This is a genomic window from Actinomadura harenae (assembly GCF_003696215.1).
In the GTDB taxonomy this organism is placed as follows: Bacteria; Actinomycetota; Actinomycetes; order Streptosporangiales; family Streptosporangiaceae; genus Spirillospora; species Spirillospora harenae.
In genome coordinates this window covers 130,022-154,259 of record NZ_RFFG01000007.1, presented here as the reverse complement: position 1 = coordinate 154,259, position 24,238 = coordinate 130,022, and the positions used below count along the sequence as shown (strand labels likewise).

At 69.2% G+C, this 24,238-nt stretch carries 23 protein-coding genes and 1 pseudogene; 7 read left to right on the top strand and 17 right to left on the bottom strand.

The annotated features are described in order from the left end of the window. Window positions 1–246: 246 nt before the first annotated feature. Window positions 247–666: an HIT family protein gene (locus EBO15_RS06110; RefSeq protein WP_122193312.1), complete on the bottom strand. Its 420-nt coding sequence runs from the start codon at window positions 664–666 to the stop codon at window positions 247–249. 62 nt (window positions 667–728) lie between these two features. On the opposite strand from EBO15_RS06110, the pseudogene EBO15_RS45800 reads away from it, so the two are divergent. Then, window positions 729–1,106: pseudogene (locus EBO15_RS45800) on the top strand (ATP-binding cassette domain-containing protein); the annotation flags it as partial. Between the two features lie 182 nt (window positions 1,107–1,288). Here the strand turns inward: EBO15_RS45800 and EBO15_RS45795 are convergent. Further along, on the bottom strand, window positions 1,289–1,615 hold the full coding sequence (locus tag EBO15_RS45795; protein ID WP_233616010.1) for a hypothetical protein: 327 nt from the start codon (window positions 1,613–1,615) through the stop codon (window positions 1,289–1,291). A 498-nt stretch (window positions 1,616–2,113) separates the two neighbouring features. On the opposite strand from EBO15_RS45795, the gene EBO15_RS06100 reads away from it, so the two are divergent. Further along, on the top strand, window positions 2,114–2,740 hold the full coding sequence (locus EBO15_RS06100; protein WP_122193311.1) for a hypothetical protein: 627 nt from the start codon (window positions 2,114–2,116) through the stop codon (window positions 2,738–2,740). Window positions 2,741–2,809: 69 nt separating this feature from the next. On the opposite strand, the gene EBO15_RS06095 is transcribed toward EBO15_RS06100, so the two are convergent. The 4 genes from EBO15_RS06095 to EBO15_RS06080 form a co-directional block, all read right to left on the bottom strand. Beyond that, window positions 2,810–4,156 (bottom strand): DUF1963 domain-containing protein, encoded by a 1,347-nt coding sequence (locus tag EBO15_RS06095; protein WP_158628139.1) that lies wholly within the window; start codon window positions 4,154–4,156, stop codon window positions 2,810–2,812. A gap of 68 nt (window positions 4,157–4,224) precedes the next feature. After that, on the bottom strand, window positions 4,225–4,731 hold the full coding sequence (locus tag EBO15_RS06090; RefSeq protein WP_233616009.1) for a DivIVA domain-containing protein: 507 nt from the start codon (window positions 4,729–4,731) through the stop codon (window positions 4,225–4,227). A 42-nt stretch (window positions 4,732–4,773) separates the two neighbouring features. Beyond that, on the bottom strand, window positions 4,774–5,913 hold the full coding sequence (rlmN, locus tag EBO15_RS06085) for a 23S rRNA (adenine(2503)-C(2))-methyltransferase RlmN (RefSeq protein WP_122193308.1): 1,140 nt from the start codon (window positions 5,911–5,913) through the stop codon (window positions 4,774–4,776). A gap of 94 nt (window positions 5,914–6,007) precedes the next feature. Continuing rightward, window positions 6,008–6,679 (bottom strand): GntR family transcriptional regulator, encoded by a 672-nt coding sequence (locus EBO15_RS06080; RefSeq protein WP_233616006.1) that lies wholly within the window; start codon window positions 6,677–6,679, stop codon window positions 6,008–6,010. Between the two features lie 143 nt (window positions 6,680–6,822). On the opposite strand from EBO15_RS06080, the gene EBO15_RS06075 reads away from it, so the two are divergent. After that, the gene (locus tag EBO15_RS06075) at window positions 6,823–8,283 is read left to right on the top strand and encodes an aminopeptidase P family protein (RefSeq protein ID WP_122193307.1); all 1,461 of its coding nucleotides are present in this window, start codon (window positions 6,823–6,825) and stop codon (window positions 8,281–8,283) included. Between the two features lie 186 nt (window positions 8,284–8,469). Here the strand turns inward: EBO15_RS06075 and EBO15_RS06070 are convergent, their stop codons facing one another. The 6 genes from EBO15_RS06070 to rpsB form a co-directional block, all read right to left on the bottom strand. Continuing rightward, a complete protein-coding gene (locus EBO15_RS06070; protein ID WP_199744348.1) occupies window positions 8,470–10,062 on the bottom strand; it encodes an alpha/beta hydrolase in 1,593 nt (530 codons plus the stop codon). Window positions 10,063–10,297: 235 nt separating this feature from the next. Then, complete coding sequence (locus tag EBO15_RS06065; protein WP_233616005.1) at window positions 10,298–11,329, bottom strand: phosphatidate cytidylyltransferase; 1,032 nt, start codon at window positions 11,327–11,329, stop codon at window positions 10,298–10,300. A 101-nt stretch (window positions 11,330–11,430) separates the two neighbouring features. Next, entirely contained in the window at window positions 11,431–11,988 is a 558-nt protein-coding gene (gene frr / locus EBO15_RS06055; RefSeq protein ID WP_122193305.1) for a ribosome recycling factor, read from the bottom strand. Window positions 11,989–12,021: 33 nt separating this feature from the next. Next, window positions 12,022–12,858, bottom strand: coding sequence for a UMP kinase (gene pyrH, locus EBO15_RS06050; protein ID WP_378239584.1), 837 nt, complete (start codon window positions 12,856–12,858; stop codon window positions 12,022–12,024). A gap of 34 nt (window positions 12,859–12,892) precedes the next feature. After that, the gene (gene tsf / locus EBO15_RS06045; RefSeq protein WP_122193304.1) at window positions 12,893–13,729 is read right to left on the bottom strand and encodes a translation elongation factor Ts; all 837 of its coding nucleotides are present in this window, start codon (window positions 13,727–13,729) and stop codon (window positions 12,893–12,895) included. An 89-nt stretch (window positions 13,730–13,818) separates the two neighbouring features. Then, window positions 13,819–14,787, bottom strand: a complete 969-nt coding sequence (rpsB, locus tag EBO15_RS06040; RefSeq protein WP_122193303.1) for a 30S ribosomal protein S2 — start codon at window positions 14,785–14,787, stop codon at window positions 13,819–13,821. A gap of 305 nt (window positions 14,788–15,092) precedes the next feature. Between rpsB and EBO15_RS06035 the strand changes: the two genes are divergently transcribed. After that, complete coding sequence (locus tag EBO15_RS06035; RefSeq protein ID WP_122193302.1) at window positions 15,093–16,160, top strand: M23 family metallopeptidase; 1,068 nt, start codon at window positions 15,093–15,095, stop codon at window positions 16,158–16,160. A 39-nt stretch (window positions 16,161–16,199) separates the two neighbouring features. Here the strand turns inward: EBO15_RS06035 and EBO15_RS06030 are convergent, their stop codons facing one another. Beyond that, window positions 16,200–17,099: a tyrosine recombinase XerC gene (locus tag EBO15_RS06030; protein WP_122193301.1), complete on the bottom strand. Its 900-nt coding sequence runs from the start codon at window positions 17,097–17,099 to the stop codon at window positions 16,200–16,202. Window positions 17,100–17,367: 268 nt separating this feature from the next. On the opposite strand from EBO15_RS06030, the gene EBO15_RS06025 reads away from it, so the two are divergent. From EBO15_RS06025 to dprA, 3 genes are read left to right on the top strand one after another with little or no spacing between them, the layout of a single operon-like run. Beyond that, a complete protein-coding gene (locus EBO15_RS06025; protein ID WP_122193300.1) occupies window positions 17,368–17,721 on the top strand; it encodes a YraN family protein in 354 nt (117 codons plus the stop codon). Continuing rightward, the gene (locus EBO15_RS06020; protein WP_122193299.1) at window positions 17,722–19,278 is read left to right on the top strand and encodes a YifB family Mg chelatase-like AAA ATPase; all 1,557 of its coding nucleotides are present in this window, start codon (window positions 17,722–17,724) and stop codon (window positions 19,276–19,278) included. Window positions 19,279–19,327: 49 nt separating this feature from the next. Then, the gene (gene dprA / locus EBO15_RS06015) at window positions 19,328–20,488 is read left to right on the top strand and encodes a DNA-processing protein DprA (RefSeq protein ID WP_122193298.1); all 1,161 of its coding nucleotides are present in this window, start codon (window positions 19,328–19,330) and stop codon (window positions 20,486–20,488) included. A 466-nt stretch (window positions 20,489–20,954) separates the two neighbouring features. On the opposite strand, the gene EBO15_RS06010 is transcribed toward dprA, so the two are convergent. The 4 genes from EBO15_RS06010 to rplS all read right to left on the bottom strand — a co-directional run bounded on the left by EBO15_RS06010 (window position 20,955) and on the right by rplS (window position 24,134). Then, window positions 20,955–21,269, bottom strand: coding sequence for a DUF2469 domain-containing protein (locus EBO15_RS06010; protein WP_122193297.1), 315 nt, complete (start codon window positions 21,267–21,269; stop codon window positions 20,955–20,957). Continuing rightward, a complete protein-coding gene (locus tag EBO15_RS06005; RefSeq protein WP_122193296.1) occupies window positions 21,266–21,988 on the bottom strand; it encodes a ribonuclease HII in 723 nt (240 codons plus the stop codon). The genes EBO15_RS06010 and EBO15_RS06005 overlap by 4 nt, the downstream gene beginning before the upstream one ends. Before the next feature lie 681 nt (window positions 21,989–22,669). Continuing rightward, window positions 22,670–23,590, bottom strand: a complete 921-nt coding sequence (gene lepB / locus EBO15_RS06000) for a signal peptidase I (RefSeq protein ID WP_233616004.1) — start codon at window positions 23,588–23,590, stop codon at window positions 22,670–22,672. Between the two features lie 190 nt (window positions 23,591–23,780). Beyond that, the gene (rplS, locus tag EBO15_RS05995; protein WP_122193294.1) at window positions 23,781–24,134 is read right to left on the bottom strand and encodes a 50S ribosomal protein L19; all 354 of its coding nucleotides are present in this window, start codon (window positions 24,132–24,134) and stop codon (window positions 23,781–23,783) included. Between the last annotated feature and the right edge of the window lie 104 nt (window positions 24,135–24,238).

Sequence of the window (24,238 nt, the reverse complement as noted above, 5' to 3'; positions counted from 1 at the left end):
GCCTGGGCGACACTCTCCAACCCCTTGATGATGGCCATGACGTCGAATCCCCCCGAATCCGATGGATGATCTTCCCGATTCCTCATCTACCCCTGAAGATCATTCCCACGCCTGAAGAGATACCCCCGACTACTCAAAGCGCAGTAGGGCGGCGTGGCTGGGGCGCGGTGCGCTCGGGTGTCGTGGGATGGGGCGTGTAAGGACTCGGGCGTGATGCCGGGGCGCGATGGTGTTGGTGCGTGGTGGTCAGACGAGGGCGGCGCGTAGGCGGGCGGCGAACTTGGCGGCTTCCTCGTCGGACTCGTACTTGTGCCGAGGCCAGAAGAAGCCCTTCAGTCCGTCCTTCGGGTTGCGGGGGACGACATGAACGTGCAGGTGAGGGACGCTCTGGCTGATGCGGTTGTTGGTCGCGACGAACGACCCGGCCGCCCCGAGCTCGGTCTCCATCACTCCCGCCAACCGCCGGGCCTGCGCGAACAGCGGTCCGACCTGCTCCTCGGGGAGGTCGACGAGCGTCTCGTGATGCTCACGTGGCACCAGCAAAGTGTGCCCCTTGAACAGCGGACGAGTGTCCAGGAAGGCCATCGCCTCAGGCGCGTCCAGGACCACGTGCGCCGGATGCTCGCCCCGGATGATCTCGCAGAACACACACGGCTTGTCCGCCATCAGTCCCGTCCTCCCGGCGGCTCACGCCGCCTTTAGTCCGCACCCACTACCGTGCGCAGCCTATGCGTCTAGACAGTGTCGCCTTCCGTTACGGACGGCGGGGCCCATGGGTGCTCCGCGACGTCTCGCTTTCCCTCCATCCCGGCGACATCGTCGAACTCACCGGACCGAACGGCGCAGGCAAGTCGACCCTGTTGCGTCTGCTCGCCGGGCTCCACCGACCACGCGGCGGAACCATCACCGGACGCCCATCCGTAGTCGGCTACGCACCCGAGCGCTTCCCCACCGACCAGCCGTTCACCGTAACCGCCTACCTGGCGCACATGGCCGCCCTTCACGGTCTCCCCGCGTCCGCCGCGGCCCGCTGGTCTCACCTCCTCAACCTCGATCACCTGCTCAACACTCGGCTCCCTGAACTCTCCAAGGGCAGCGCCCAGAAAGTGGGCTTGATCCAAGCCCTCCTCCCCACGCCCAAGCTCCTTCTCCTGGACGAACCCTTCTCTGGCCTGGACGCCGCGACCTTGGGCCTCCTCCCCGAACTCCTGGCCTCCCTCGCCAAGGCAGGCGCGACGATCGTCATCAGCGACCACCAGCGCGTCCTTCACGCACCGGAAGCCACCATTCACCTCCCCTCCATCAGGCACCTCCACCTCTCCAACACCGCCCTGACGGACAGGGTCTCCACATCGACCTCCGCCACAGCAGCGAGCGCTGAGGCTTCACCTGCCACAGGAACGGCACGCGCCGCAACAGCGAGCGCACCAGCCCCAACACGGCCGAGCGCGCTGGCCTCGTCTGCAGGAGACTTCTCGACCACCGCTGCAGCGCACACACCCTCCGCGCCGGTCGCGGACGCGAATGGCCCAGCAAGGACCGACACGCCACACCAGGTGATGGCGGATGGGTCCGCTTCCTCGGTCACGATGACGCCGTCCGACTTCAGGTCCACCGCTGGCTTGGCTGAGCCCTTCGCGAGGCAACTCGAGCCCTCGGCCGGGCCGTGGTCCGGATCCCCCCGCCGGCAGGTCGAGCCTCCTGGCGAAGGGGCTCATTTCCCAGCCAGGGGGCCCGCGCCCTCCGACCAAGCCGACGGGCCCACATCCTCCGGTCGAGCCGGGGCGCACGTGCCCCCCGCCCAAAAGGACACGGCTCATATCGATGAGGTCGCAGCTCCGAAGCGTGGGGTCGAGCCCTCTGTCGTGGGGGGCGCGCACCCGGCTCCTGAGGAGGCGACTCCCACCAATGGGGACGCGCCTCCCGCGCAGAGAACCGAGGTCCCCGAGGGGTGGACGGTGCTCGAGGTGATCGTGCGTGCGGACGAGGCCGACGACGTCGAGCATGGGTTGCGGGCCGCCGGCCGAATCGTTCGGAGAGGCGGCGGCTCATGATCGCCCTCATTCGCTTTCAGCTCGCCGGATACCTCCGTTCGTCGCGATTCCTCCCCTCTTTGATCGTCACACTGCTGCTCGTGATGCTGGTGTTCAGCCAGTGGCCGACCGGCCCCGACCCGGTCAAGCTCGCCACGGGCACCTACGGGGACGCGGCCGCGTTCATGGTTCCGCTCGCGGCCTGGACGACCCGTTCGCTGCTCGACACCCAGCCCACCGTGCAGCGATGGCTCACCCTCCTGGCCGTCCGCCGTTCCGCGGTCGCCGGGCTGTTCGCGGCCTTCTTGGCCAGTGCCGCTCTCAACCTCGTGTTGTTCGCCGCTCCCCTCCTTCAGGCGGTGACGGTCGGCGTGCCGTTCAAGACCACGGCCGCCGCCGCGCTGCTGGCCGTACTCGCCTGCACCGCCGGCGCCCTCATCGGCGCCTGGTCCAGCCGAGCGATCATTCCGGGATCCGGCGCCTCCCTTCTGGTGCTGCTCTCGGCGCTGACGATGACACTCCTGCTCGGTCTCGGCCGCCTCGGTTTCCTGGCCATCCCCTACCTGGACTGGATCAAGGCGGCTCACGACGGTCCGGCGAAGTTCCAGGCCGCGCTCCCCGGGCTCCTCCTGCACCTGGTGCTCTGGTGCGTGGTCGTGGCGACCGGCTACTTCGTGACCCTTCACCGCCGCAGTTCTCCCACCTAACCCGCACCACCCGGGGCTGCGGCCGATGGGGCAGGTGCCCGGTCGGGCCTCACGGAGGGCGATCTGGGGTCAGAGTGCCTGGCGGTCGAGCCAGGCACTCTCCAGCGGCTCATCCGGTTCGATCGTGAACATCAGGCATCCCGGATCGCCCCAGAACCAGCCCAGGCGCGGATCCGCGTCCAGTTGCAGGATGAGTCGTCTCGCGTTGAGGAGTTCGCGAAGTCGATCGGTCAGCCCCCGAGTGCCGACCTTCCGGGCCTCGGAGGCCCTTCTTGCCTCCTCCTCGAAGGCTTCCCGGCTCTCGGACGATGTCGATCTCGCCGCCGCGATGGCAGCCCTGACCTCCTCAAGGCGGAGGGAGTCCACATTCGACGGGAGGACGGAGACCGACCGCCGTGGGGTTCGCGGATACAGAAACGCGGGATCGCCGTCTCCTCCGAAGCGTCCGCGATCCAACTCGGGCGGGACGGGTTTCAGAGCAGATCGGCCATCGTCGCCCGCCCCGGAGGGAAGGCAAGCAGTGGGCTGGCAGACACCGTTCCCAACCGAAAGGGCTGACGCGGTGGCCGCCATCGACGGTCCCGGCACACTCGATGCCGCGTAGCGAGGCTGGATCCGACCGAAGCCGGTCTGGCGCGGATCTCGGAGGCTCGGCGCGGAACGGCGACGATTTCTCTTGCCCGCAGCGCTCCGATGGTCGGTCAGGCGAATGACCTGGTCACTCCTGGGCTCGGTCTCCACCGTGGACGGCGTTGCCTCAGCGTCGGGGTAGGGCGGAGCGTCCGGGATGTCGGCCGCGGGCACGCCGTGCCCCACCGGCCCCACGGGACGTCCGGCCTCGACCAGCACGGGCCATCCCCCGACCTGGTGCCTGGGGCAATCCTCCGGCCAGACCTGATCAAGCCAGCCCTCGTACAGCACCCCGTACGGGGCGAGCGTCCCGGGGCGGACCTGTTCCAGCAGGTCGAACGCCGGTTCCAGCGGGCTCGGAAGGGACCAGAACGGAGCCACACCCCAGGACTGAGAGACAGGCGTGGGTCTCCGGACGGGCGGCTCGGTCGGCTTCAGATCGTGGGCGAAGACGCGCCACGCCTCGCGCGGCCCGGACGCGTCGTCCCACGGGCTGGGCGTGATGCCCGAGTGGTAGAAGGACGCGTGGCCCAGAGTGGGCAGGCCGTCCAGGCGCGGGATCCCGGCGAAGTCGATCGTGCCGAGATGGTCCATGGGACGGCCCGCCGTGGTCGGCCAGGGCTCGCCGGACGGAAGTAAGGGCCGTCCGCCGAGGTGTACGACGGTCGACCCGCCGGAGACCAGGCGCAGGGCCGGACGGGCGAGGGAGAGCAGGATCCCGGCGGTCTCCGGCGTCAGGAAGGCGCTGAAGAGCGGGTGGAGTCGGCGGAACAGTTCGGTGTTCATGTGACCCAGCGTGACGGCTCGCCGCCGACCATCGCCAGTCATCCCGCGATCTGTGGATAACTCGTGGGTCAGTGTGGTTCGAGGGCCCCTGCGAGCTGCTCCAGGAACTGGTCCACCTCGCGCTCGCCGTAGGCGAGGTTGAAGCGGGCCGTCCGGAACGTCACCTCACGCACGTCGCGCCCCGTGACCGGGGCCTGCTTGCCGCGCAGGCCGGCGATGACCCGGTCCAGAAAGGCGTCCACATCCGCCATGACGTAGCCCTCACGCGCCACGGACTTGGGGAAACGCACGTTCTGCACCCACGAGATCAGCCACTCGGGCTGGACTCGCGGACGTCGCTGGCGACCGCCGGACGGCGTCGTCGTGGCCCGGAGCCTCAGGATGCACTCGTGCAGCATCGCGTCCACGGCCTTGCGGTCATAGCCGCGGACGACCACGTCGAAGCGGGTGTCACGGACGTCGTCCGCGCTCAGCCGCGGCCCGGTCCCCTCCAGGGCGGCGCGGACGCGTCCGACCAGCTCGTCCACCTGGGCGCGGTGGTATCCGCGCATGGCCACGGAAAAGCCCTCGGACATCGCCGCCACCGGCGTTCTCCTTCCGGGGCGCGCGGCCGGGGCTCAGTCCTTGGTGGACGCGGCGAGCTGGCCGCAGGCGCCGTCGATCTCGCGCCCGCGCGTGTCGCGGACCGTGACCGGAACCCCGTGGGCCTCCAGCCGCCGGACGAACTCACGCTCGTCCTCGGGCCGGGATGCGGTCCACTTGGAGCCCGGCGTGGGGTTCAACGGGATCAGATTGACGTGGACGAGGTGTCCGCGCAAGAGGCGTCCGAGGAGGTCGCCACGCCAGGCCTGGTCGTTCACGTCCTTGATCAGCGCGTACTCGATGGAGACCCGGCGTCCGGACCGTTCCGCGTAGGCCCACGCGGCGTCCAGGACCTCGGAGACCTTCCAGCGGTTGTTGATGGGGACGAGGTCGTCGCGCAGCTCGTCGTCGGGGGCGTGCAAGGACACCGCGAGTCGGACGGACATGTCCTCGGCCGCGAGCTTCTCGATCGCGGGCACGAGGCCGACCGTGGAGACCGTGACCGAACGCTGGGAGATGCCGAGTCCGCCGGGGGCGGGGTCCGTGATGCGCCGGACGGCGCCGATCACGGACTTGTAGTTGGCGAGGGGCTCGCCCATCCCCATGAAGACGATGTTGGAGACCCGTCCGGGGCCTCCGGCGACGTGTCCGCGGGCGAGCGCTCGCGCGCCCGCGGCAACCTGCTCCACGATCTCGGCGGTCGACAGGTTCCGGGTGAGGCCGGCCTGACCGGTGGCGCAGAACGGGCAGTTCATGCCACATCCGGCCTGTGACGAGACGCACATCGTGGCCCGGTCGGGGTAGCGCATGAGCACCGACTCGAACAGGACCCCGTCGAACGCCTTCCAGACGGTCTTCAGCGTCCTGCCGTCGTCGCAGGCGAGTTCGCGGACCGGGTCGAGGAGTTTGGGCAGCAGCGCCCCGACCAGCCGCTCACGGAGGGCGGCGGGCAGGTCGGTCATCTGCTCGGGGTCGTCCTCCAGCCGCGCGAAGTAGTGCCGGGACAGCTGGTCGGCCCGGAACGGCTTCTCACCGAGCTCGGCGACGGCCTCGCGGCGCTCGGCGACGGTCAGGTCCGCGAGGTGGCGCGGCGGCTTGCCCCGGCGCGGAGCGGCGAAGACGAGCTTCGGCGGGGTCTTCTTAGCGGTGGCGGCCGGTTCGGCGGTGGCAGACATGGTGCTCCCAGTGTCGCAAACCCCGGCCTATGCCTTGGCCACTCCGCACACGCCTCGGCCACTCCGCACGCCCGCCCTGCGAAGGCGCCCAGCCCTACGGAGTCGGGTCGTCCGCCCAGGCGTTGCGGACGTGCCGCAGGTGGTGATCCATCGCGGCTGACGCGGCGCTGGGGTCGCCTGAGGCGACCGTGTCCAGCAGCTCCAGGTGCTCGCGCGCGTAGAAGCTGAGCTCCTGGCTCTGGGCGAGCTTAGGCACCCCATAGAGGCGGGAGCGGTAACGGAGCCGTTCCACGACCTCGATCAGGTGGCGGTTGCCCGCCAAGGCCAGCAGTTCGAGATGGAACGCGTGATCAGCCTCGATATAGGCGATCGTGTCGCCGCGCTCTGCCGCCTCCACGATGGCCTCGGCCATAGGCCTCAGGGCGGCGATCCGCTCGGCAGGAACGGATTCGGCCACCTGGCCGACAGTGGGGACCTCGATCAGGGTGCGGACGGCCGTGATCTCGTCCAGGTCGCGGGCGGTCAGCTCGGTCACCCGGAAACCCTTGTTCCGGACGGCCGTGACGAGCCCCTCCTTGGCGAGGTCGAGCATCGCCTCGCGCACGGGCGTGGCGGAGACGCCGAACCGCTCGGCCAGCACCGGCGCGGAGTAGACCACGCCCGGACGCATCTCGCCCGCGACCAGGGCGGCGCGCAGCGCCTCGGCGATCTCCTCCCGGACGTTCGGGCGGGCCCCGAGCGCGGGCAGGTTCGGCGTTTCGGTCACGGACGCTCCTTCTTTCCCTGGCCGGTAGCGTGTCACATTGTGACGCAACGTCACAACACGGCCGAGCCATGCAATGTGAAATGTTACAGTGCGGGCATCACCCCTCACCTGGCCTTCACCCAGGTCACCCGAAGGGACCGCCCATGTCCGACGCCGGCATCCCCGACACCGCAGCCGACCGTTTCGCCACCGGCAGCCACGATCTGCCCGTCTCCCCCGCGCTGGCCGAGTACTTCAGCCATTCGTGGGCCGACACCTCCCTCGCGCCCACGCCCCTCGACTCCGCGCCCTATGCGCAGAAGCGCCGGGCCGCGCTCTCGGACCGATTCCCGGGCGAGCGCCTGGTGATCCCCGCCGGAAGCCTGAAGGTCCGCAGCAACGACAGCGACTACGCCTTCCGGCCGCATTCGGCGTTCGTCCATCTCACCGGTGACACCGGCCTTGGCGCGGTCCCGGATTCGGTTCTGGTCCTGGAGCCCACCGGCAACGGCCACGAGGCCACGCTCTTCACGCACCCGCGCTCCCCCCGCGACACCGGGGAGTTCTACCGGGACCGGCGGCACGGCGAGTTCTGGGTCGGCCGCCGCCGCACCCTTGAGGAGCTTCAGGCCACGCTGCAAATCGAAGGCGCGCCTAGGGAAAAGCTCGCTGACGCACTGCGCGGGCGCGAGGTTCCGACGCGCGTAATGCGCGGTGTCGACGCCGAGGTGGACGGCCTTGCCCCCGCCCATTCCAATCCGGCGGCCGACCACGAACTGGCCTCTTTCGTCTCCGAACTCCGGCTCGTCAAGGACGAATGGGAGGTGGCACAGCTCGCCGCGGCCGTCGACTACACGACCCTCGGATTCCGTGACGTCGTGGCCGCCCTGCCCAAGGCTCTGACGCATCGGCGTGGTGAGCGTTGGGTCGAGGGCCAGTTCAACATGCGCGCCCGCCTCGAGGGGAACGGCGTCGGATACGAGACGATCGCGGCCTCCGGCTCGCACGCGTGCGTCCTGCACTGGATCCGCAACGACGGGCCCCTGCGCTCCGGTGAGCTGCTTCTGCTGGATGCCGGCGTCGAGACGGACACGCTCTACACCGCCGACATCACCCGCACCCTGCCGATCTCCGGGAGGTTCACCCCGGAGCAGAGGCGCGTGTACGAGCTCGTCTATCGCGCGCAGGAGGCGGGCATCGCGGCGGTCAAGCCGGGCGCCCGATTCCGCGACTTCCACCTCGCCGCAATGCGCGTCATCGCGGAAGGGCTCGAAGACTGGGGCGTCATCCCGGACGCCGAAGCCGCCCTCGACCCCGACTCCGGCATCTACCGCCGCTACACACTCTGCAGCAGTGGCCACATGCTCGGAATGGACGTCCACGACTGCGCCAAGGCACGCGCAGAGGTCTACCTGGACGGCGTCCTCGAGCCCGGCCACGTCCTCACCGTGGAGCCCGGCCTTTACCTCCAGCCGGACGACCTGACCCTGCCCGAAGAACTGCGCGGAATCGGCGTCCGCATCGAGGACGACCTCGTCGTCACCGAAGACGGATCGCGGCTGCTGTCGTCCGACCTGCCCCGCCACCCGGACGACATCGAAAGCTGGATGGCCGACCTCATGTGAGTTCGCCCTGGCGCGACTCTGGGTTCTGCCAAGTGAACGGCCTCCCCGGTTCTCGGGGAGGCCGTTCCTCATGGGGCCGGGCCGTTGGTGGGGCCCGGAATTCATGGGCTGAGCCGAGATAGGGCACCTCGACTCATGCGCGCGCGAGGCCGGGACCGCCCCGATGAGGCCCCGGCCTCACACGGGTCAGCGGATCCGGTAGTTGTCCAGCGGACGGACCGACTCCCCCGGCTGCGCGGCGGCCTTGGCCACGCCGACCCACGTGGGCGTGGGGTCGGGTGTCTTGGCACACCGGAGGTCTACCAGACCCCGGTTCTTGGGCAGCGTACCGTCGCGCAGGTAGTCGAAGAGAGGTTTGTCGAGACAAGCGTTACCCGCGAGGGTGATGGCGTGACGGCCACCTCCCTGCTCGACGACGAAGCGCGAGTTCGGCATGGCCTTGGCCATTTCCACACCGCCCTGGTAGACGGTCGCGGCGTCCTCGGTGGCCTGGAACAGCAGCGCTGTAGGCAGCCCCTTGCCGGTAATGCGCGGACGCTCTCCGCCCTTGCCCGCCCAGAAAACACAGGCGGCGTTGTACCACATGTTGGAATACGTGTAGTAGTGCGCCTTCTTGTCGATCCGGGCTTGGTCCTTACGCCAGAAGCCCCAGTCCCGAGGCCACGTGCTGTCGCTGCACTGGACCGCGTTGTAGAGGTCGAACGAGTCGTCGCTGGGATCAGGCGCGGCGTACTTGTCATAGGCGACGCGCAGCGGCCCGGCGTCCTTGCTGTTCGTGTAGGCCGCGAGAACGGTCGCTAGGCGCGGCCACTTGGCAGGGTCGTAACCGCCCGCGAGCTGGGTGTCGTCCCACTCGTCCGCGCCGATCTTGCCGTCCACCGGGGCCTTCCCCAAGGCCGCGCGCATGGCGTACCACTTACTCTCGACCCCGGACGCGTCCGTGCCCAGGTGGTAGGTGCCGTCCGCCTTGGCGACCCACGCGGTGAACGCCTTGAAGCGCTTCTCGTGCTGGAGGTCCTGCCGGACGTTCTGCTCGTACCACGTGATGTGCGGGCCCACGATGCTGTCCAGGACGAGCCGCCTCACATGGCTCGGGTACATCGCGCCATACGTCGACCCAAGCGTCGTCCCGTAGGACCAGCCGAAGAAGCTGATCTTCTTGGCGCCAAGCGCCTGCCTGATGTCGTCCATGTCCCGGACGATGTCGACCGTACGGAGGTGCGGCAGGAGGTCGGCGTACTTGGAGGCGCAGTCGGCGGCGTATCCGGACGCCTTCCGCAGCCAGGCCTGCTCCGTGCCGGCACTGGGCTGGTAGTCGGGACGCGGCCCATCGAAGTAGTTCGGGTCGCATGCCATGTGCGGCTCACTGCTCTGGGTGCCGCGCAGGTCGAAACCGATCCAGTCATAGGACGCGGCCACGTCCGCGGGCATTTTCGAGGGAACCCACGGCGCCATCCACAGGCCGCTGATACCCGGACCGCCCGGATTGAGCAGGATCGGCCCCTGCTGCTTGTCGGCCGGGGCGGTCGCGGGCAGCCGGTTCACCGCGATCTTGATCTTCGGTCCGTTCGGCCGGGCATGGTCGAGCGGGACCTCGAGCTTGGCGCACAGCAGCCGCGGATTGCTCGCGTCACCACAGGACTTCCAGTCCAGGTGCGGACGGTACCCCGCGGCCCCCGAGGGCGCTCGCCCCGGGGCGGCCTGCGCGGGCATGGTGGCGGCTACCAGGGCGGACGATGCCGCAGCGGCGGTCATCGCCAACGCGACGGATCTCCTCATGCGTCTCTCTCCTCCACTGCGCGGAACCGGAACGAGGGAAGGCCCCGCGGGGCCTTGCGGCCCGACAGAAGAATGCGACAGTACAATGTCACGCACTACACACCTGTGAACCTGTGGCCGAACCGTGACCAAGAGCAGGCCTCGAGACACAAGACCCCCACCCAACACGAAGACCCCGGGAGTGACTCCCGGGGTCTGTCGGGCAACGCTTCTTTCGAAGATCGCGCCGATGTGTCTAAGCAGGGACGAAGAGCTCCAGCAGCAGCCACACGACTGGGGCCGTGGCCACCAGGGAATCCAGACGGTCCATGACCCCGCCGTGCTCCGGCAGGAGCGTCCCCATGTCCTTGATGCCGAGATCACGCTTCAGCATGGACTCGATGAGGTCGCCCACGGTCGCGGTGACCACGGCCGCCAGGCCGATGATCACACCCTGCCACCACTGGCCGTCGTCCAGAAGTGTGGCGACGAGGACACCCCCCACCAGCATGCAGGTGAGGGCCGATCCCGTGACGCCTTCCCAGGTCTTCTTCGGGCTGATCGTGGGCGCGAGCTTGTGCTTGCCCAGGAACGACCCCGCGAAGAAGCCCCCGATATCGCTGGCCACCGTCACCGCGATGAAGATGACGATCCGGTGATCACCGTCGTCCGGCTTCATCAGCAGGGCGACGACGCCGCCCATGAGAACCAGGTAGCCGATCGCGAAGACGCCCGCCGTGACGTCCCGGACATAGCCCTCCGCGCCGTCCACCATGCGTGTGACCAGGACCGCCAGCGTGGTCAGCGCGACCACCGCCACCAGGCCGTTCGTGCCCCACACATAGGCGACCACCGGCGCGGCCACCATGCCCGCCGCCAGCGGGATGAACGGCACCTCGATCTCGCGCGTGCGGAACGCGTCGGTCAGCTCCCGCAGCCCGAGCAGCAGGAACCCCACCATGACGACGAGGAAGATCTGCTTGAACGTGTAGAGCGAAAGCAGGACGAGCGCGCCGAGCGTGACGCCCACACCGACGGCGATGGGCAGGTTCCGCCCCGCCTTCTTCTGCTTCGCCGGAGGCTCCGAGGAGGTCTCACCGCCTGCGGAATCGCCGTCGCTCGCCGGGGCGTCGCCACCCGTGGAGGCGACGGTGTCGAGGGAAGCGCGCTCGCCGGCCCGCTCCTCGGAGGCTTCGCTCCGCATGCCTGAAGCGGCGCTCGCCTCCGCCGGGGTCCTCCCCGGCTCGGCCTGAGCGCCGCCCGCGTCCGCCGTTGCGGACTCGGTCACCGGACGGTCCCCGTGATCCGCCTCAACGGGCGGATCAACGGGACCGGGGGTGACCGGCTCGTCCGGGGAGCGAGCTGGCTCCCCGGCGTTGTCCAGTTCCATCAAACCTCGAGCAGTTCGGCCTTCTTGTGCTCGAGCAGCTCGTCGATCTGCGCCACATAGCGGTGCGTGGCGTCGTCGAGCTCCTTCTCCGCACGCCGGACGTCGTCCTCACCGGCCTCGCCGTCCTTGGCGAGCTTGTCGAGGGCGTCCTTGGCGCGGCGGCGGATGTTGCGCACCGACACCTTGGCGTCCTCGGCCTTGCCGCCGGCGACCTTGATGAACTCCTTGCGGCGCTCCTCCGACAGGTCGGGGAACACCACGCGGATGACGTTGCCGTCGTTGGACGGGTTCACGCCGAGGTCGCTGTCACGGATCGCGCGCTCGACCGCCGCCATGGACGACTTGTCGAACACCTGCACGATCACCATGCGCGGCTCGGGCAAGGTGAACGAGGCGAGCTGGTTGATCGGCGTGGGCGTCCCGTAGTACTCCGCGGTGATCTTGTTGAACATCGCGGGCGTGACCCGGCCGGTGCGGATGGCCTGGAAGTCCTCCTTGGCGACCGCGACCGCCTTCTCCATCTTCTCCTCGGCCTCGAGGAGGGTCTCGTCGATCACTGCGACTCCCATGTCATCCGATGGTCCGTGCCGTCACTGCTCGGCCGGGCTGACCAGCGTGCCGATCTTCTCACCGCGGACGGCCCGGACGATGTTCCCCTGCCCCATGAGGTCGAAGACCACGATGGGGAGCGTGTTGTCCATGCAGAGGCTGATGGCCGTGGCGTCCATGACCTTCAGTCCCCTCTGCAGAACCTCACCGTATTCCAAACGGTCGAACTTGACCGCATCCGGATTCTTGCGGGGATCGGCGTCGTACACGCCGTCCACCTGGGTGGCCTTGAGCACCGCCTCCGCGCCGATCTCCAGCGCGCGCTGCGCGGCGGTGGTGTCGGTGGAGAAGAACGGCTGGCCGAGGCCCGCGCCGAAGATGACCACGCGCCCCTTCTCCAGGTGCCGCATGGCACGGCGCGGGATGTAGGGCTCGGCGACCTGGCTCATCGTGATGGCCGTCTGGACCCGGGTGTCGACCCCGAGCTTCTCCAGGAAGTCCTGGAGCGCCAGGCAGTTGATCACGGTGCCGATCATGCCCATGTAGTCGCTGCGGCCCCGGTCCATGCCGCGCTCGGCCAGCGCCGCGCCGCGGAACATGTTGCCGCCGCCGCAGACGACCGCGACCTGGACGCCGTCCTGGACGGCCTCGGCGATCGCCTCCGCGACGTGCTGGACGACCTCCGGGTCGATGCCCATGGGGTCGCCCCCGGCGAAGGCCTCGCCGGAGAGCTTCAGCAGGACGCGCTTCCAGCCCGCCCTCGGCGCGTGGGTCTCACGCTCCCGCGCGTCGGCGGACGGCGCGCTCTTCGCGGACGACGAGGCCGCCGTCGTGTCAGTGTTGATGTTGTCCGGCACGTCGGCGGCCCCCTCGATCATGGTCTGCGTTTTCTCGTCCCGTCTCCAGGGTGCGTCAGGACTGGCCGACCTTGAAGCGGGCGAAGCGAACGACCTTGACGCCGTTCTCGTCGAGCAGCTTGGCGATCGTCTTCTTGGTGTCCTTGACGAACTGCTGCTCGAGCAGGACGAAGTCGCGCAGGTAGGCGTTGACCCGACCCTCGACGATCTTGGCGATCGCGGCCTCGGGCTTGCCCTCCTCGCGCGTCTTGGTCTCGGCGAGCGCGCGCTCCTTCTCGATCACCTCGGCGGGGATCTCCTCGAAGGTGAGGTACTTCGGCGCCATCGCGGCGATCTGCTGCGCGACGTCCTTGGCGACCTCGGCGTTCTCCTTGTCCAGCTCGACCAGGACGCCGGTGGTCGGCGGCAGGGACGGGTCGGACTTGTGCAGGTAGCTGGCCACGAAGGCGCCCTTGAAGTGGGCGTACCGGCCGAGCTCCAGCTTCTCACCGATCTTGGCGCTGTTCTCCTCGATCAGGGCCTGGACGGTCTTGCCCGGCTCGATCTCGGCGGTCGCCAGGGTCGCGGCGTCGGTGGCGTCGCCACCGGCGGCGAAGTCGACGATCCGCTGCGTCAGCTCGATGAACTCGGCGTTCTTGGCGACGAAGTCGGTCTCGCACTTGATCTCGAGCATCGCGCCATCGCCGGAGCCGTTGAAGTGCTCGGCGACCAGGCCGTTGGCGGCGGTGCGCTCGGCGCGCTTGCCGACGTCCTTGGCGCCCTTGAGGCGCAGGATCTCAACAGCCTTCTCGAAGTCCCCGTCGGCATCCGTCAGGGCGTTCTTGCAGGCCATCATGCCCGAGCCGGTGAGCTCACGGAGGCGCTTGACGTCCGCGGCGGTGAAGTTGGCCATCGCTCTTCGCTTCTCTCGTCAGTGGTCGTGGTGCCCATGGCGATCCCCGGCGGCCGCCTCGGGTGGGCGGCGCACCGGGGATCGGGGGCTCAGGACTGGTCGGACTCGGCCGGCTTCTCGGCGGCCTCGGCCTCGACCTCGACCTCGGCTTCGGCCTCGGCCGGCTTCTCCGTGGCCTCGGCCTCGACGGCGCGCTCGGTCTCGGCGGCGCTCTGGACCTCGGTGGCGCCACCCTCCTCGGCGCGGGCCTCGGTCGCGACCTCCTCGGCGGGCTTGCCCTCGAGCAGGTCGCGCTCCCACTCGGCCAGCGGCTCGGCGGCGGCACCGCCGGCGGCCGGCTTCTCGTCGCCGCCCTGGGCGGCGCCGGCGCGGGCGATCAGGCCGTCGGCGACGGCGTCGGCGACCACGCGGGTCAGCATCGCGACCGAGCGGATGGCGTCGTCGTTGCCCGGGATCGGGTAGTCGACCTCGTCCGGGTCGCAGTTGGTGTCCAGGATGGCCACGACCGGGATGCCGAGCTTCTTCGCCTCGTTGACGGCGATGTGCTCCTTCTTGGTGTCCACGATCCAGATGGCGGAGGGGACCTTCGCCATGTCGCGGATACCGCCGAGGGTGCGCTCGAGCTTGTCCTTCTCACGACGCAGGCCGAGCAGCTCCTTCTTGGTCATACCGGAGCCGGCCACGTCGTCGTAGTTGATCTCCTCCAGCTCCTTGAGCCGGGTGAGCCGCTTGTGGACGGTGGAGAAGTTGGTGAGCATGCCGCCCAGCCAGCGCTGGTTGACGTAGGGCATCCCGACCCGGGTGGCCTGCTCGGCGATGGCCTCCTGGGCCTGCTTCTTGGTGCCGACGAACAGGATGGTGCCGCCGTGGGCGACCGTCGCCTTGACGAACTCGTAGGCGCGGTCGATGTAGGACAGCGACTGCTGCAGGTCGATGATGTAGATGCCGTTGCGCTCAGTGAGAATGAAGCGCTTCATCTTCGGGTTCCAGCGGCGAGTCTGGTGGCCGAAGTGGACGCCGCTCTCGAGGAGCTGCCGCATGGTGACGACGGGAGCCATAGCCCGTGTTCTCCTGTCCGGCCCGGCCTTGTGGGGCGGGGCCACGTCTCGGTTGGTACCTGCGCCCGGACACTGCCCCACCGCCGCAGACGACGGACCGAGAGGCCGGTGCCCCACACCAGGTGGCGGGCGGGCGCGTGAATTCGGCCGCCCGGGGGTGACCACCGTGCGACCGTTTCCCAAGTCTACGGGATGACGGGACCCAACGAGGAATCAACCGGCCATCACGGCCCGTCGCGACCGGGGTTATCCACAGGACGGGCGTCCACTGGCGGCGTCGCTCCCGGGCTGGGCACCCTCGGTTCATGACCCTGCTCACAGCGTTGACCATCTGCGTGCTGACCGTATCCGGCCCGGTTCTGGGCCTCTTCGTACCGCCCGGTCGCCAGACCTCGCCCCATCTGCCGCCATCCGGTTCGGGCAGCGGTAGGTCCTTCTGGGTGACCGCTGCGGCTTTACCTGGATTGACCAGGTCGAATGCGACGATCCGGGCGGCGAGCAGCTCGCCACCGGCTTCGGCGGATGTCGCGATCATGGCCGGTGGCGCCGGAAACGATCCGCCTGCGACCTCATGGCGGTGGCCGCTAGGCCCGCCGGTCCCTGCGGTGGTACGTGGCTTCAGCCCGCCTACGTCGCCTTGGCTCCCCGGGCATCGTGGCGTCGATCTTGCGGCGTCGCCGGGTGACCCGGTGTACGCGGCCGGATCTGGACGGGTCTCGTACTCAGGCGCCTTGGCCGGACGGGGTGTCGTGGCGATCACCCACGGGGAGCTGCGGACCACTTACCTGCCAGTGCGCCCTGCCGTCCTTGTGGGTCAGGATGTCCTGGCCGGTGCGCGTATCGGGACCATCGAGGCCGTGCAGGCCTCACCTCACTGCACACAGGCGTGCCTGCATTGGGGGCTGCTGCGCGGCGCGACCTACCTTGATCCGCTGGCCCTCGTCCGTCCCATCGTCCGCTTGCTGCCGTTGTGGCAGTCGAAGTCCGCACCCGATCTTCATGGGGCGCCTGCTCCTGGGGAGCCGATGCCCTCGCCTGGGCTGCGTCCCCCGCCTGAGCGGCGGTTCTCGCGGGATGGGGAAAGGCCTTCCGCCCCTGGTGGGCCCAGTGAAGCGCCAACGACAGGGAAGCATCGGCCACCGCACGGTGATCGTCCGTCGCATCCTGCGCTGCGTGGGGCTTCATCTGCCGCCGCTGGCGCCCTGACCTGCCTGGTCCTCGCCCTGTCGCTGGCCTTTGTGCGCCGGTCGCGGACGCGCCCTCGCTCTTCTCCCCCGGAGCCGCGCCTCCACCACCGGCCTCCGCCAAACGTGATCGATCTGGCACACGAACGCCGTCTCCGACGTCCTCCGGCGACGCAACACCATCGGTAGGCAGACGCCCCCAGGACGAGGGCTTGAGCCGGGCCTGTGTCAGTCCGCGGCGCCGCGGGGGTGGGCCTGGCGATGCACCTGCTTGAGGCGTTCGACCGAGACATGGGTGTAGAGCTGCGTGGTCTGAAGGGAGGCGTGACCGAGGATCTCTTGGACGCTGCGCAGGTCGGCACCACCCTCGAGGAGGTGGGTCGCCGCGGAATGGCGTAGGCCGTGAGGTGCCAGGTCCGGCATCTCGCCGACCTCCGCGATGCGCGTATGGACGATCCGCCGGGCGCTGGTGGCATGCAAGCGTCCTCCGCGCACGCCCAGAAAGAGTGCGGGACCGCTGGCCTCCGTCACCACGCTCGGACGTCCTGCCCGCATCCAGTCCCCCAGGGCTCTGAGCGCCGGCTCCCCCAGGGGCACGGTGCGCTCCTTCCCGCCTTTACCGAAGACGCGCACCGTATTGCGGGCGGTGTCGATGTCGTCGACATCGAGCCCGCACAACTCGCTGACGCGCATGCCCGTGCCGTAAAGGACCTCCAGGATCGCGAGGTCCCGGAGGCCTATCGGCCCGGTGGCGTCCATCTCGTCCAGCAGGCGGTCCGCGTCGTCCTGGGCGAGCACGGTCGGCAGGTCGCGCGTCCGTTTCGGCGTGCCCAGAAGCGGCCCTGGATCGCTTGGGAGGACGCCCCGCCGGTACAGCCATCGGGTGAACGTCCTCGCGGCCGCGGTTCGTCTGGCAAGGGTCGCCCGAGACAGGCCCATCGCGTACTGGCGCGCGAGCCACGCGCGAAGGACGTGCACGTCGAGTTCCGCCGGCCCGGAAAGCCCGACGGTGGTCCCGTAGCGCGACAGATCCCGGAGATCTCCCAGGTAGGCGCGCAGGGTGTGTTCGGAGACGTCTCTTTCGGCCTTTAGGAACGTCGTGAACTCGGGGAGCACTTCGTCCAGCACACCAGGACCGTCGCCCTCATCCTCCGGCTGACCGCCACCACGTTCCTCAGTGCTCACATCCGCCACGTTGCGTCCCACAACCACCGAAATCAAGTACCGGCACGTCCCTGAATCTCACAGCACCCAACAACGCACGGGACACGTTCGGCCGAGGGCACCCAGCTCGCGCATGAGCGACACACACGTTTCTCCGACTTATCCACAGAATGGCGTTCGGTTATCGGGGAGGGGGGCCGGGCGGCATCGTCGAAGGCCGGAGGTGAAGCCGATGAACGGCAATCAGTTGCTCGGACGGCGAGGCGAGGACGCGGCGGCCGCGTACCTGGAGCGTCTCGGATGGAACGTGCTCGACCGGAACTGGCGGTGCTCGGAAGGCGAACTCGACATCGTCGCGTACGACGGGCGGCGGCACGTCGCCTGCGAGGTGAAGACCCGCAGGTCGAAGGCGTTCGGCGACCCGCTCGAAGCGATCAACGAACGCAAGGCGACGCGGTTACGGAAGCTGGCGCTGCGCTGGGCGGCCGCGAACCGGGTTCCAGGGTCGCAGATCCGGGTGGACGTCATCGCTCTGGTCTGCCAGGGCGAAGGCTTCGCCCTGGAGCACCTGCGGGAGGTGTGCTGAATGACGCTCGCCAAGACGCGCTCCGTCTCGCTCGTGGGCGTGGACGGCTTCGTGGTGGACGTCGAGGCCGCCATCACGAGCGGCGTCCCGGGCCTCCACCTGGTGGGGCTTCCCGACGCCGCCCTGAACGAGGCCCGCGACAGGGTTCGCGCCGCGATCTACAACTCTGGTGAGGATTGGCCCAACAGGCATGTCACGGTCTCGCTCTTCCCGGCCAGCCTGCCGAAGAAGGGCTCGACCTTCGACATCGCGATCGCCATCGCCCTCCTCGCGGCAGCCGAGGCGATCCCCCCGTTCTCGTGCGCCGGTCTGACGCTGGTCGGCGAGCTCGGGCTGGACGGACGGATGCGGGCCATCCCGGGTGTGCTGCCCGCGGTCCTGGCGTCCGCCAACGCGGGCTGTCAGACGGTCGTCGTGCCCCGGGCGAACGCCGCCGAGGCCAGGCTCGTCCCGGATGTCGAGGTCGTTCCGGTCGCCAGCCTGCGCGAGTTGCTCTGCCTGCTCCGCGATGAGCCGCCGCCGACCGAGGAAGAGCACTCCGAGCCGTCCCCTCAGTACGGCATGGACGGTCTCACCCCGCGCTGCCCCGACCGGCGCACCGACCTCAACCTGGCGGACGTCCGCGGACAGGCCGAGGCCCGTCGGGCCCTGGAGATCAGCGCAGCGGGCGGCCATCATCTATTTTTCTCGGGCCCGCCAGGTTGTGGGAAGACGATGTTGGCCGAGCGGCTCCCCACTCTGATGCCGCCGCTGGAGCCGGGGGCGGCACTCGAGGTCACGGCGATCCACTCGGTCGCGGGCACTCTCCCGCCCGACCAGCCGATGATCACCAATCCGCCGTTCCACGCCCCGCATCACACCGCGACGAGGGCGGCGATCGTGGGCGGCGGTTCGGGGCGCGTCCTGCGACCGGGAGCGGTGTCCCTGGCCCACAGGGGCATCCTCTTCCTCGATGAGGCGCCCGAGTTTCACGGCGGGGTCCTGGACGCGCTGCGGCAGCCGCTCGAAGAAGGGGAGGTCAGACTGTCCAGAGTGGAGGGCACCGCACGGTTCCCTGCACGGTTCACGTTGGTCCTGGCGGCGAACCCATGCCCGTGTGCCGCCGCCAAGCAGATGGACTGCTCCTGCGCCCCGGGCGTCCGCCGCAAGTACATCTCGCGCGTCTCAGGCCCCCTGCTGGACCGTATCGATCTGAAACTGGAGCTCACCCCGGCGAGCCGCGCCGAACTCCGATACGACCTGGAGTTCGCCGAATCCAGCGACGTCGTGGCCGAGCGTGTCCTGAACGCGCGCGACCGGGCTGTGAAGCGCCTGTCCGGCACCCCCTGGCGGACCAACTCCGAGATCCCCGGCCCGGAACTCCGGCGCCACTTCACCCCGCCGGGAGAAGCGATGCATGCCGCCGACGAGGCACTCCAGAAAGGGACTCTCAGCGCTCGCGGCCTCGATCGTGTCCTCCGCGTGGCCTGGACGATCGCCGACCTCGCCGACCGCAACGAGCCGGGCGAGGACGACGTCGGCGGTGCCCTGGCCCTATGGAACAGCCGCTGGACATGACCCCTAGGCCAGGACACACCCCAACCCTCGCCCAGCAGAGGAGACGAACATGACCGATGACCAGACCGCACGCGCGGCGCTCACAGCCTTGGCCGAGCCCGGAGAACCCGTGCTCAACCAGATCATCGATGCGGTCGGGGCGGCCAGAGCCCTCGATGCCATCCGCTCCGGCCGGTTACCGGACGAGTTGAAGGCCCGAATCGCCGACGACTCCGAGACGGCTCGGATGACCGAGCGCCTGGCACATTGGCGAATCCGGTTGTCGGCCGCCGAGCCCGCCAGTGATCTGCTCGTGGCCGAACGTCTCGGCGTCAGGCTGGTCTGCCCAGGTGATCCGGAATGGCCCACCACTCTGGATGACCTCGGCTCACGCCGCCCGTACGCCTTGTGGCTGCGCGGCCCCAGCGATCTGCGCCACGGTTGTCTGCGCTCCGTCGCGCTCGTCGGGGCCCGCGCCGCATCCTCCTACGGGCTGCGCGTCGCGGCGGAGATGGCATCCGAACTGGGCGACCGCGGGTGGACGGTCGTCTCGGGCGGAGCGATGGGGATCGACGCCGCAGCACACCGAGGCTCGCTCGCCGCCGACGGCCCGACCGTCGCGGTCCTCGCCAACGGAGTGGATGTCCCCTATCCGGCATGCAACGACGGCCTGTTCGCCGAACTCGCCCGCCGTGAACTGCTCATCAGCGAGTCACCGCCTGGAACATCACCGAGACGACAACGTTTCCTCGTCCGCAACCGCGTCATCGCCGCGCTCTCCAGGGGCACGGTCGTCGTGGAAGCGGGCCGTCGCAGCGGCGCACTGAGCACGGCCCACTGGGCCCGGAAACTGAGCCGCGTGGTCATGGCCGTCCCCGGGCCTGTGACCTCTGCGTCCTCGGTCGGCTGCCACGCGCTCCTACGCGACCCGCCGCCCGCGCTCCTCGTCACCCGAAGCGAGGAGGTGATCGAAGCCGTGGGCGAACTCGGCACGGACCTGGCCCCGATCCCCGCCAGCCCCGTCCTGTCCCGCGACCTCCTGGACAAGGTCACCCAAACCGTCCTGGAGGCCCTCCCCACCCGCGCAGCGGCCGGCCCGGCTCAGATAGCGGCCAAAGCCGGCCTGGACCTCCCCACCGCCAACGCCAAACTCGGCCTCCTCTCTGCCGCCGGCTTCGTAGAACGCGCCCCCGGCGGCTGGCGCCTGACCCAGAAGGCCAAGTCCCCATGACCCCACACCCAGCAACCAAAACAACGCGGAGCGTCCTGTTCCGCGTCCCTTTCCTCTCGCTCCACCCCAAGTCAACGACCTGCGAGCAGCTCATGGCGACTCACACCCCCCTACCCCCCCATTCCAATCTCCAGAGAGGAGCAGGGCAGCAGTAAGAGGCCTCACAGCGAAGAGATACATGGCGAACGCCCCACATGGTGGAGGTCACCACACGATGGAAGGCACCGCACGAACGGAACGCGGCACATCGCAAGACCGCACCACACGGCGAGGGCGCGTGCGTGGCATGGCGTGCGGCGCGGCAGGACGCACGTGCGGCACTCCTGGGGAAACCGTGCGCCGTGGGGAGGCCGTGCTGCGGTTAGGCGTGACACGCCGCGCAGGCACGCCAGGGCGAGGAGGGCGCGGCGCGGCGGAGCGGGGCGGGCGACGTGGGTGAGCTGGGGGAAGGGGGTGCGGTGTGGTGCTACTGGTCGCCGGGGAGTTCGAAGTCGCTCTTGGCGAGTTCTTCGACGTTGACGTCCTTGAAGGTGACCACGCGGACGTTCTTGACGAAGCGGGCAGGGCGATACATGTCCCACACCCAGGCGTCCTGCATGGTGACCTCGAAGTAGACCTCGCCGTTGTCGGCGCCGCGGACCTGGAGATCGACCGAGTTGGTCAGGTAGAAGCGGCGCTCGGTCTCCACGACGTAGCTGAAGAGGCCGACGACGTCGCGGTATTCGCGATAGAGCTGAAGCTCCATCTCGGTTTCGTACTTCTCGAGATCCTCGGCGCTCACACCCGTGTCCCTTCCATCCGGGTCCCGTGGTCCTCCCCGGCTTGCTCCCCCGTGACCACGCCCCCATTCTTACGCACCACCCGGCCGACATTGACGAAGGAGAGGCGGTGTTCGGCACAGGGGCCGTGTTCGGCAAGGGCTGCCGTGTGCGCCTTGGTGGCGTATCCCTTGTGCACGTCGAAGCCGTACTGGGGGTAGCGCTCGTGCAGGTCGACCATGATCCGGTCGCGGGTGACCTTCGCCACGATGGACGCGGCGGCGATGCAGGCCACCACCTGGTCGCCCTTGATCACGCCGAGGCTGGGCGCCACCAGGCCGGGAACGGAGAAGCCGTCGCTCAGGACGTATTCGGGGCGCCGGCCCAGTGCGGCCACGGCGCGGCGCATCCCGGTGATGTTGCACCGGTGCACACCGAAGCGGTCCACCTCGTCCCGGGGCACGATGATCACGCTCCAGCTCGCCGCGCGCTCGACGATCTCCTCGTAAAGCGCCTCGCGGCGGGCCGGGGTGAGCAGCTTGGAGTCGCTGAGGCCCTCGATCCGGCCTCGTTTGCCGTCCGCCAAGATCGCGGCACCGATCACCAGCGGACCGGCGCAGGCTCCGCGGCCCGCCTCGTCGACCCCGGCCACAGGGCTGAATCCCCCGTGGCCCAAGGCGCGTTCGAAGCCGTACAGCCCGGCGTCACGCCTCGGCGTGAACCGCAGTGGACGACCGTTCATACTCGCAGCGTACGTCCCTGGAAAGCCGGAAAACCCCGCTTTGGCGCTTCAGCACCTCCGGAAGCGGATGACCTCCACGAATCCGCAGATCATGTCCGCGTCGATGACGTTCAGCCCAAGGCGGAACCTTCAAGAAGGCAAAACGGTGCTTCGCGGCGCCCTCGACTACCCACTGCTATTGCAGTCGCAACCATCGGCGCAAGTGCAACCACGAACGGGCCCAGGAGCAGCGCAGGCCCAGACCCAGGCACAACGTGGCCCCAGGCACAACGCGAGTACGGGCGCAGCGCAGGTACGCGCGGGGCAGAAGCATGGGCACGAGGCGAAGGGGCAGGGGCCTGGGTCCGAGGGCGGGGTGTTGGCGCGGGGCAGAGGCGGGGCAACGCTGAGGCCGCCGTGGGCAGGGTGGATGCCTCGGCGGGCCGGAGGCCGTTGGGGGCGAGCCTTGGCGCTGAGGGCGGGGACGACGCTGAGGCCGCCGTTGGCAGGGCGGAGGCACAGGCGGGCCAGAGGCCGTTGGCGAGCGAGCCTTGGCGCTGGGGCGGGGCGCTGGCGTGGGGGTCGAGGCAGGGGTGGATGCGGCTCAGATGCAAGGCAGGTGTGGGGGCCAGCACAGGGCTGGTGCTAACGCCCGGCAGCCCGGGAGCGGTTGCGGCCGTGGGTGTGAGTGCCGGGCCGTGGTTAGCGGCGTGGGCGATTCTTGCGGCGGATCAGGTGGGTGAGGGGGATGGCGGCCAGGAAGCCCAGGGTGAGGGGGGTGGCTGGGGCCAGGGCGGCGGCGGCCTTCAGGGTCGGCTGCTTGAAGGTGGACGGGATGGGGAGGGTGTCGAGGCGGTTCAGGGGCCAGACGATGACGAAGGCACGGCCGATGACGTGGTCGATCGGGATGGTGCCGCCGCCTCGGTCGCCGCGGTGCCAGCGGGAGTCGGAGGAGGCCTCGCGGTGGTCGCCCATGACCCAGAGCTGGCCGGGGCCGACGGTGGCGTCGAAGGGGTCGATGGACGGCTTGTTCTGGACGTGTGTGGACGGGTCCGTGAACAGGTAGGTGTGCTCGTCCAGCGGGACGCCGTTGACGGTGACGCGGCCCTGGGCGTCGCAGCACTTGACGTGGTCGCCGGGGACGCCGATCACGCGCTTGATGTAGTCCTTCTCGTTCGGCGCCACGCCGAAGGCGCCGCCGATGGCGTGCAGGACCCGGGTGACGGGGTTGCTCGAGTGGCTGACCTGGATCTCCGGGTCCCAGGAGTCGAGGCCGTTGAAGACGACGACGTCGCCGCGGGAGATGTCCCGGGTGTGGTAGACGACCTTGTTGACCAGGACGCGGTCGCCGATCTGGAGGGTGTTCTCCATCGACCCGGACGGGATGTAGAACGCCTGGACGACGAACGCCTTGATCACCAGGGCGAGGACGAGGGCGACGCCGATCAGGACGGGGAGTTCCTTGAGGAACGAGCCCTGCTTCTTGCGCTTCTTGCCGGTGGACTCGTCCTCCTCCGGCGTCTCGGGCTGCTCGGAGTCGGTGTTCCCGGCGTCGGACGACTCGCGCGCGGAGGTCACGGTCTGCTTCTCTTCGGGCACCGCGCCCTCGGCTTCGGAACGCACGTCTCTCCGATCGTCCTCGTCAGTCATCAGAGCGCCAGACTAGCGGCGGGAGGGCCGCCGAATCTCGTGCATGGCCGTGTCGTGCCGTCGTGCCGACCCGGTCCGACGTGCACTTTCCCCCAAAACGGTCAGCGCCCCGGGATCCGTGATGGGATCCCGGGGCGCCGGACGCTCGGTGAGGCGAGAGCGATCAGAAGTCGCGCTTCTCCTTGATGCGGGCCGCCTTGCCGCGCAGGTTGCGCAGGTAGTACAGCTTGGCGCGGCGGACGTCACCGCGGATCGCGACCTCGAGCTTCTCGATGTGCGGGCTGTTGATCGGCCAGGTGCGCTCGACGCCGTAGCCGCCCTTGCTGATCTTGCGGACGGTGAAGGTCTCGCGCGAGCCGCCGCCCTGGCGCCGGATCACCACGCCCTCGAAGACCTGGACACGGGTGACCTTGCCCTCGGTGATGCGCGCGTGAACGCGCACGGTGTCGCCGGGACGGAAGTCCGGAACGTCGGCCCGCAGGGCGGCCTTCTCGATCTCCTGGATCAAAGCGTGCATGGCAGCTGTACCTCAGTCGTGTCGAACGCGGACGTCGAGAGGCCCCGTCACGTACTGCATGGGGGCGTCGCTCCGCGCGAAATGGATCTTCTTGGAAGTCTGCG

What these genes read in the sequence shown, in the direction of transcription:
- dprA (WP_122193298.1), top strand. Translation starts at nt 19,328, where the DNA reads ATGACCGATGACCAGACCGCACGCGCGGCGCTCACAGCCTTGGCCGAG.
- EBO15_RS06095 (WP_158628139.1), bottom strand. Translation starts at nt 4,156, where the DNA reads ATGAACACCGAACTGTTCCGCCGACTCCACCCGCTCTTCAGCGCCTTC.
- EBO15_RS06020 (WP_122193299.1), top strand. Translation starts at nt 17,722, where the DNA reads ATGACGCTCGCCAAGACGCGCTCCGTCTCGCTCGTGGGCGTGGACGGC.
- rlmN (WP_122193308.1), bottom strand. Translation starts at nt 5,913, where the DNA reads ATGTCTGCCACCGCCGAACCGGCCGCCACCGCTAAGAAGACCCCGCCG.
- EBO15_RS06005 (WP_122193296.1), bottom strand. Translation starts at nt 21,988, where the DNA reads ATGAACGGTCGTCCACTGCGGTTCACGCCGAGGCGTGACGCCGGGCTG.
- EBO15_RS06025 (WP_122193300.1), top strand. Translation starts at nt 17,368, where the DNA reads ATGAACGGCAATCAGTTGCTCGGACGGCGAGGCGAGGACGCGGCGGCC.
- EBO15_RS06110 (WP_122193312.1), bottom strand. Translation starts at nt 666, where the DNA reads ATGGCGGACAAGCCGTGTGTGTTCTGCGAGATCATCCGGGGCGAGCAT.
- EBO15_RS06090 (WP_233616009.1), bottom strand. Translation starts at nt 4,731, where the DNA reads ATGTCCGAGGGCTTTTCCGTGGCCATGCGCGGATACCACCGCGCCCAG.
- tsf (WP_122193304.1), bottom strand. Translation starts at nt 13,729, where the DNA reads ATGGCCAACTTCACCGCCGCGGACGTCAAGCGCCTCCGTGAGCTCACC.
- rplS (WP_122193294.1), bottom strand. Translation starts at nt 24,134, where the DNA reads ATGCACGCTTTGATCCAGGAGATCGAGAAGGCCGCCCTGCGGGCCGAC.
- EBO15_RS06075 (WP_122193307.1), top strand. Translation starts at nt 6,823, where the DNA reads ATGTCCGACGCCGGCATCCCCGACACCGCAGCCGACCGTTTCGCCACC.
- EBO15_RS06070 (WP_199744348.1), bottom strand. Translation starts at nt 10,062, where the DNA reads ATGAGGAGATCCGTCGCGTTGGCGATGACCGCCGCTGCGGCATCGTCC.
- pyrH (WP_378239584.1), bottom strand. Translation starts at nt 12,858, where the DNA reads ATGATCGAGGGGGCCGCCGACGTGCCGGACAACATCAACACTGACACG.
- rpsB (WP_122193303.1), bottom strand. Translation starts at nt 14,787, where the DNA reads ATGGCTCCCGTCGTCACCATGCGGCAGCTCCTCGAGAGCGGCGTCCAC.
- EBO15_RS06035 (WP_122193302.1), top strand. Translation starts at nt 15,093, where the DNA reads ATGACCCTGCTCACAGCGTTGACCATCTGCGTGCTGACCGTATCCGGC.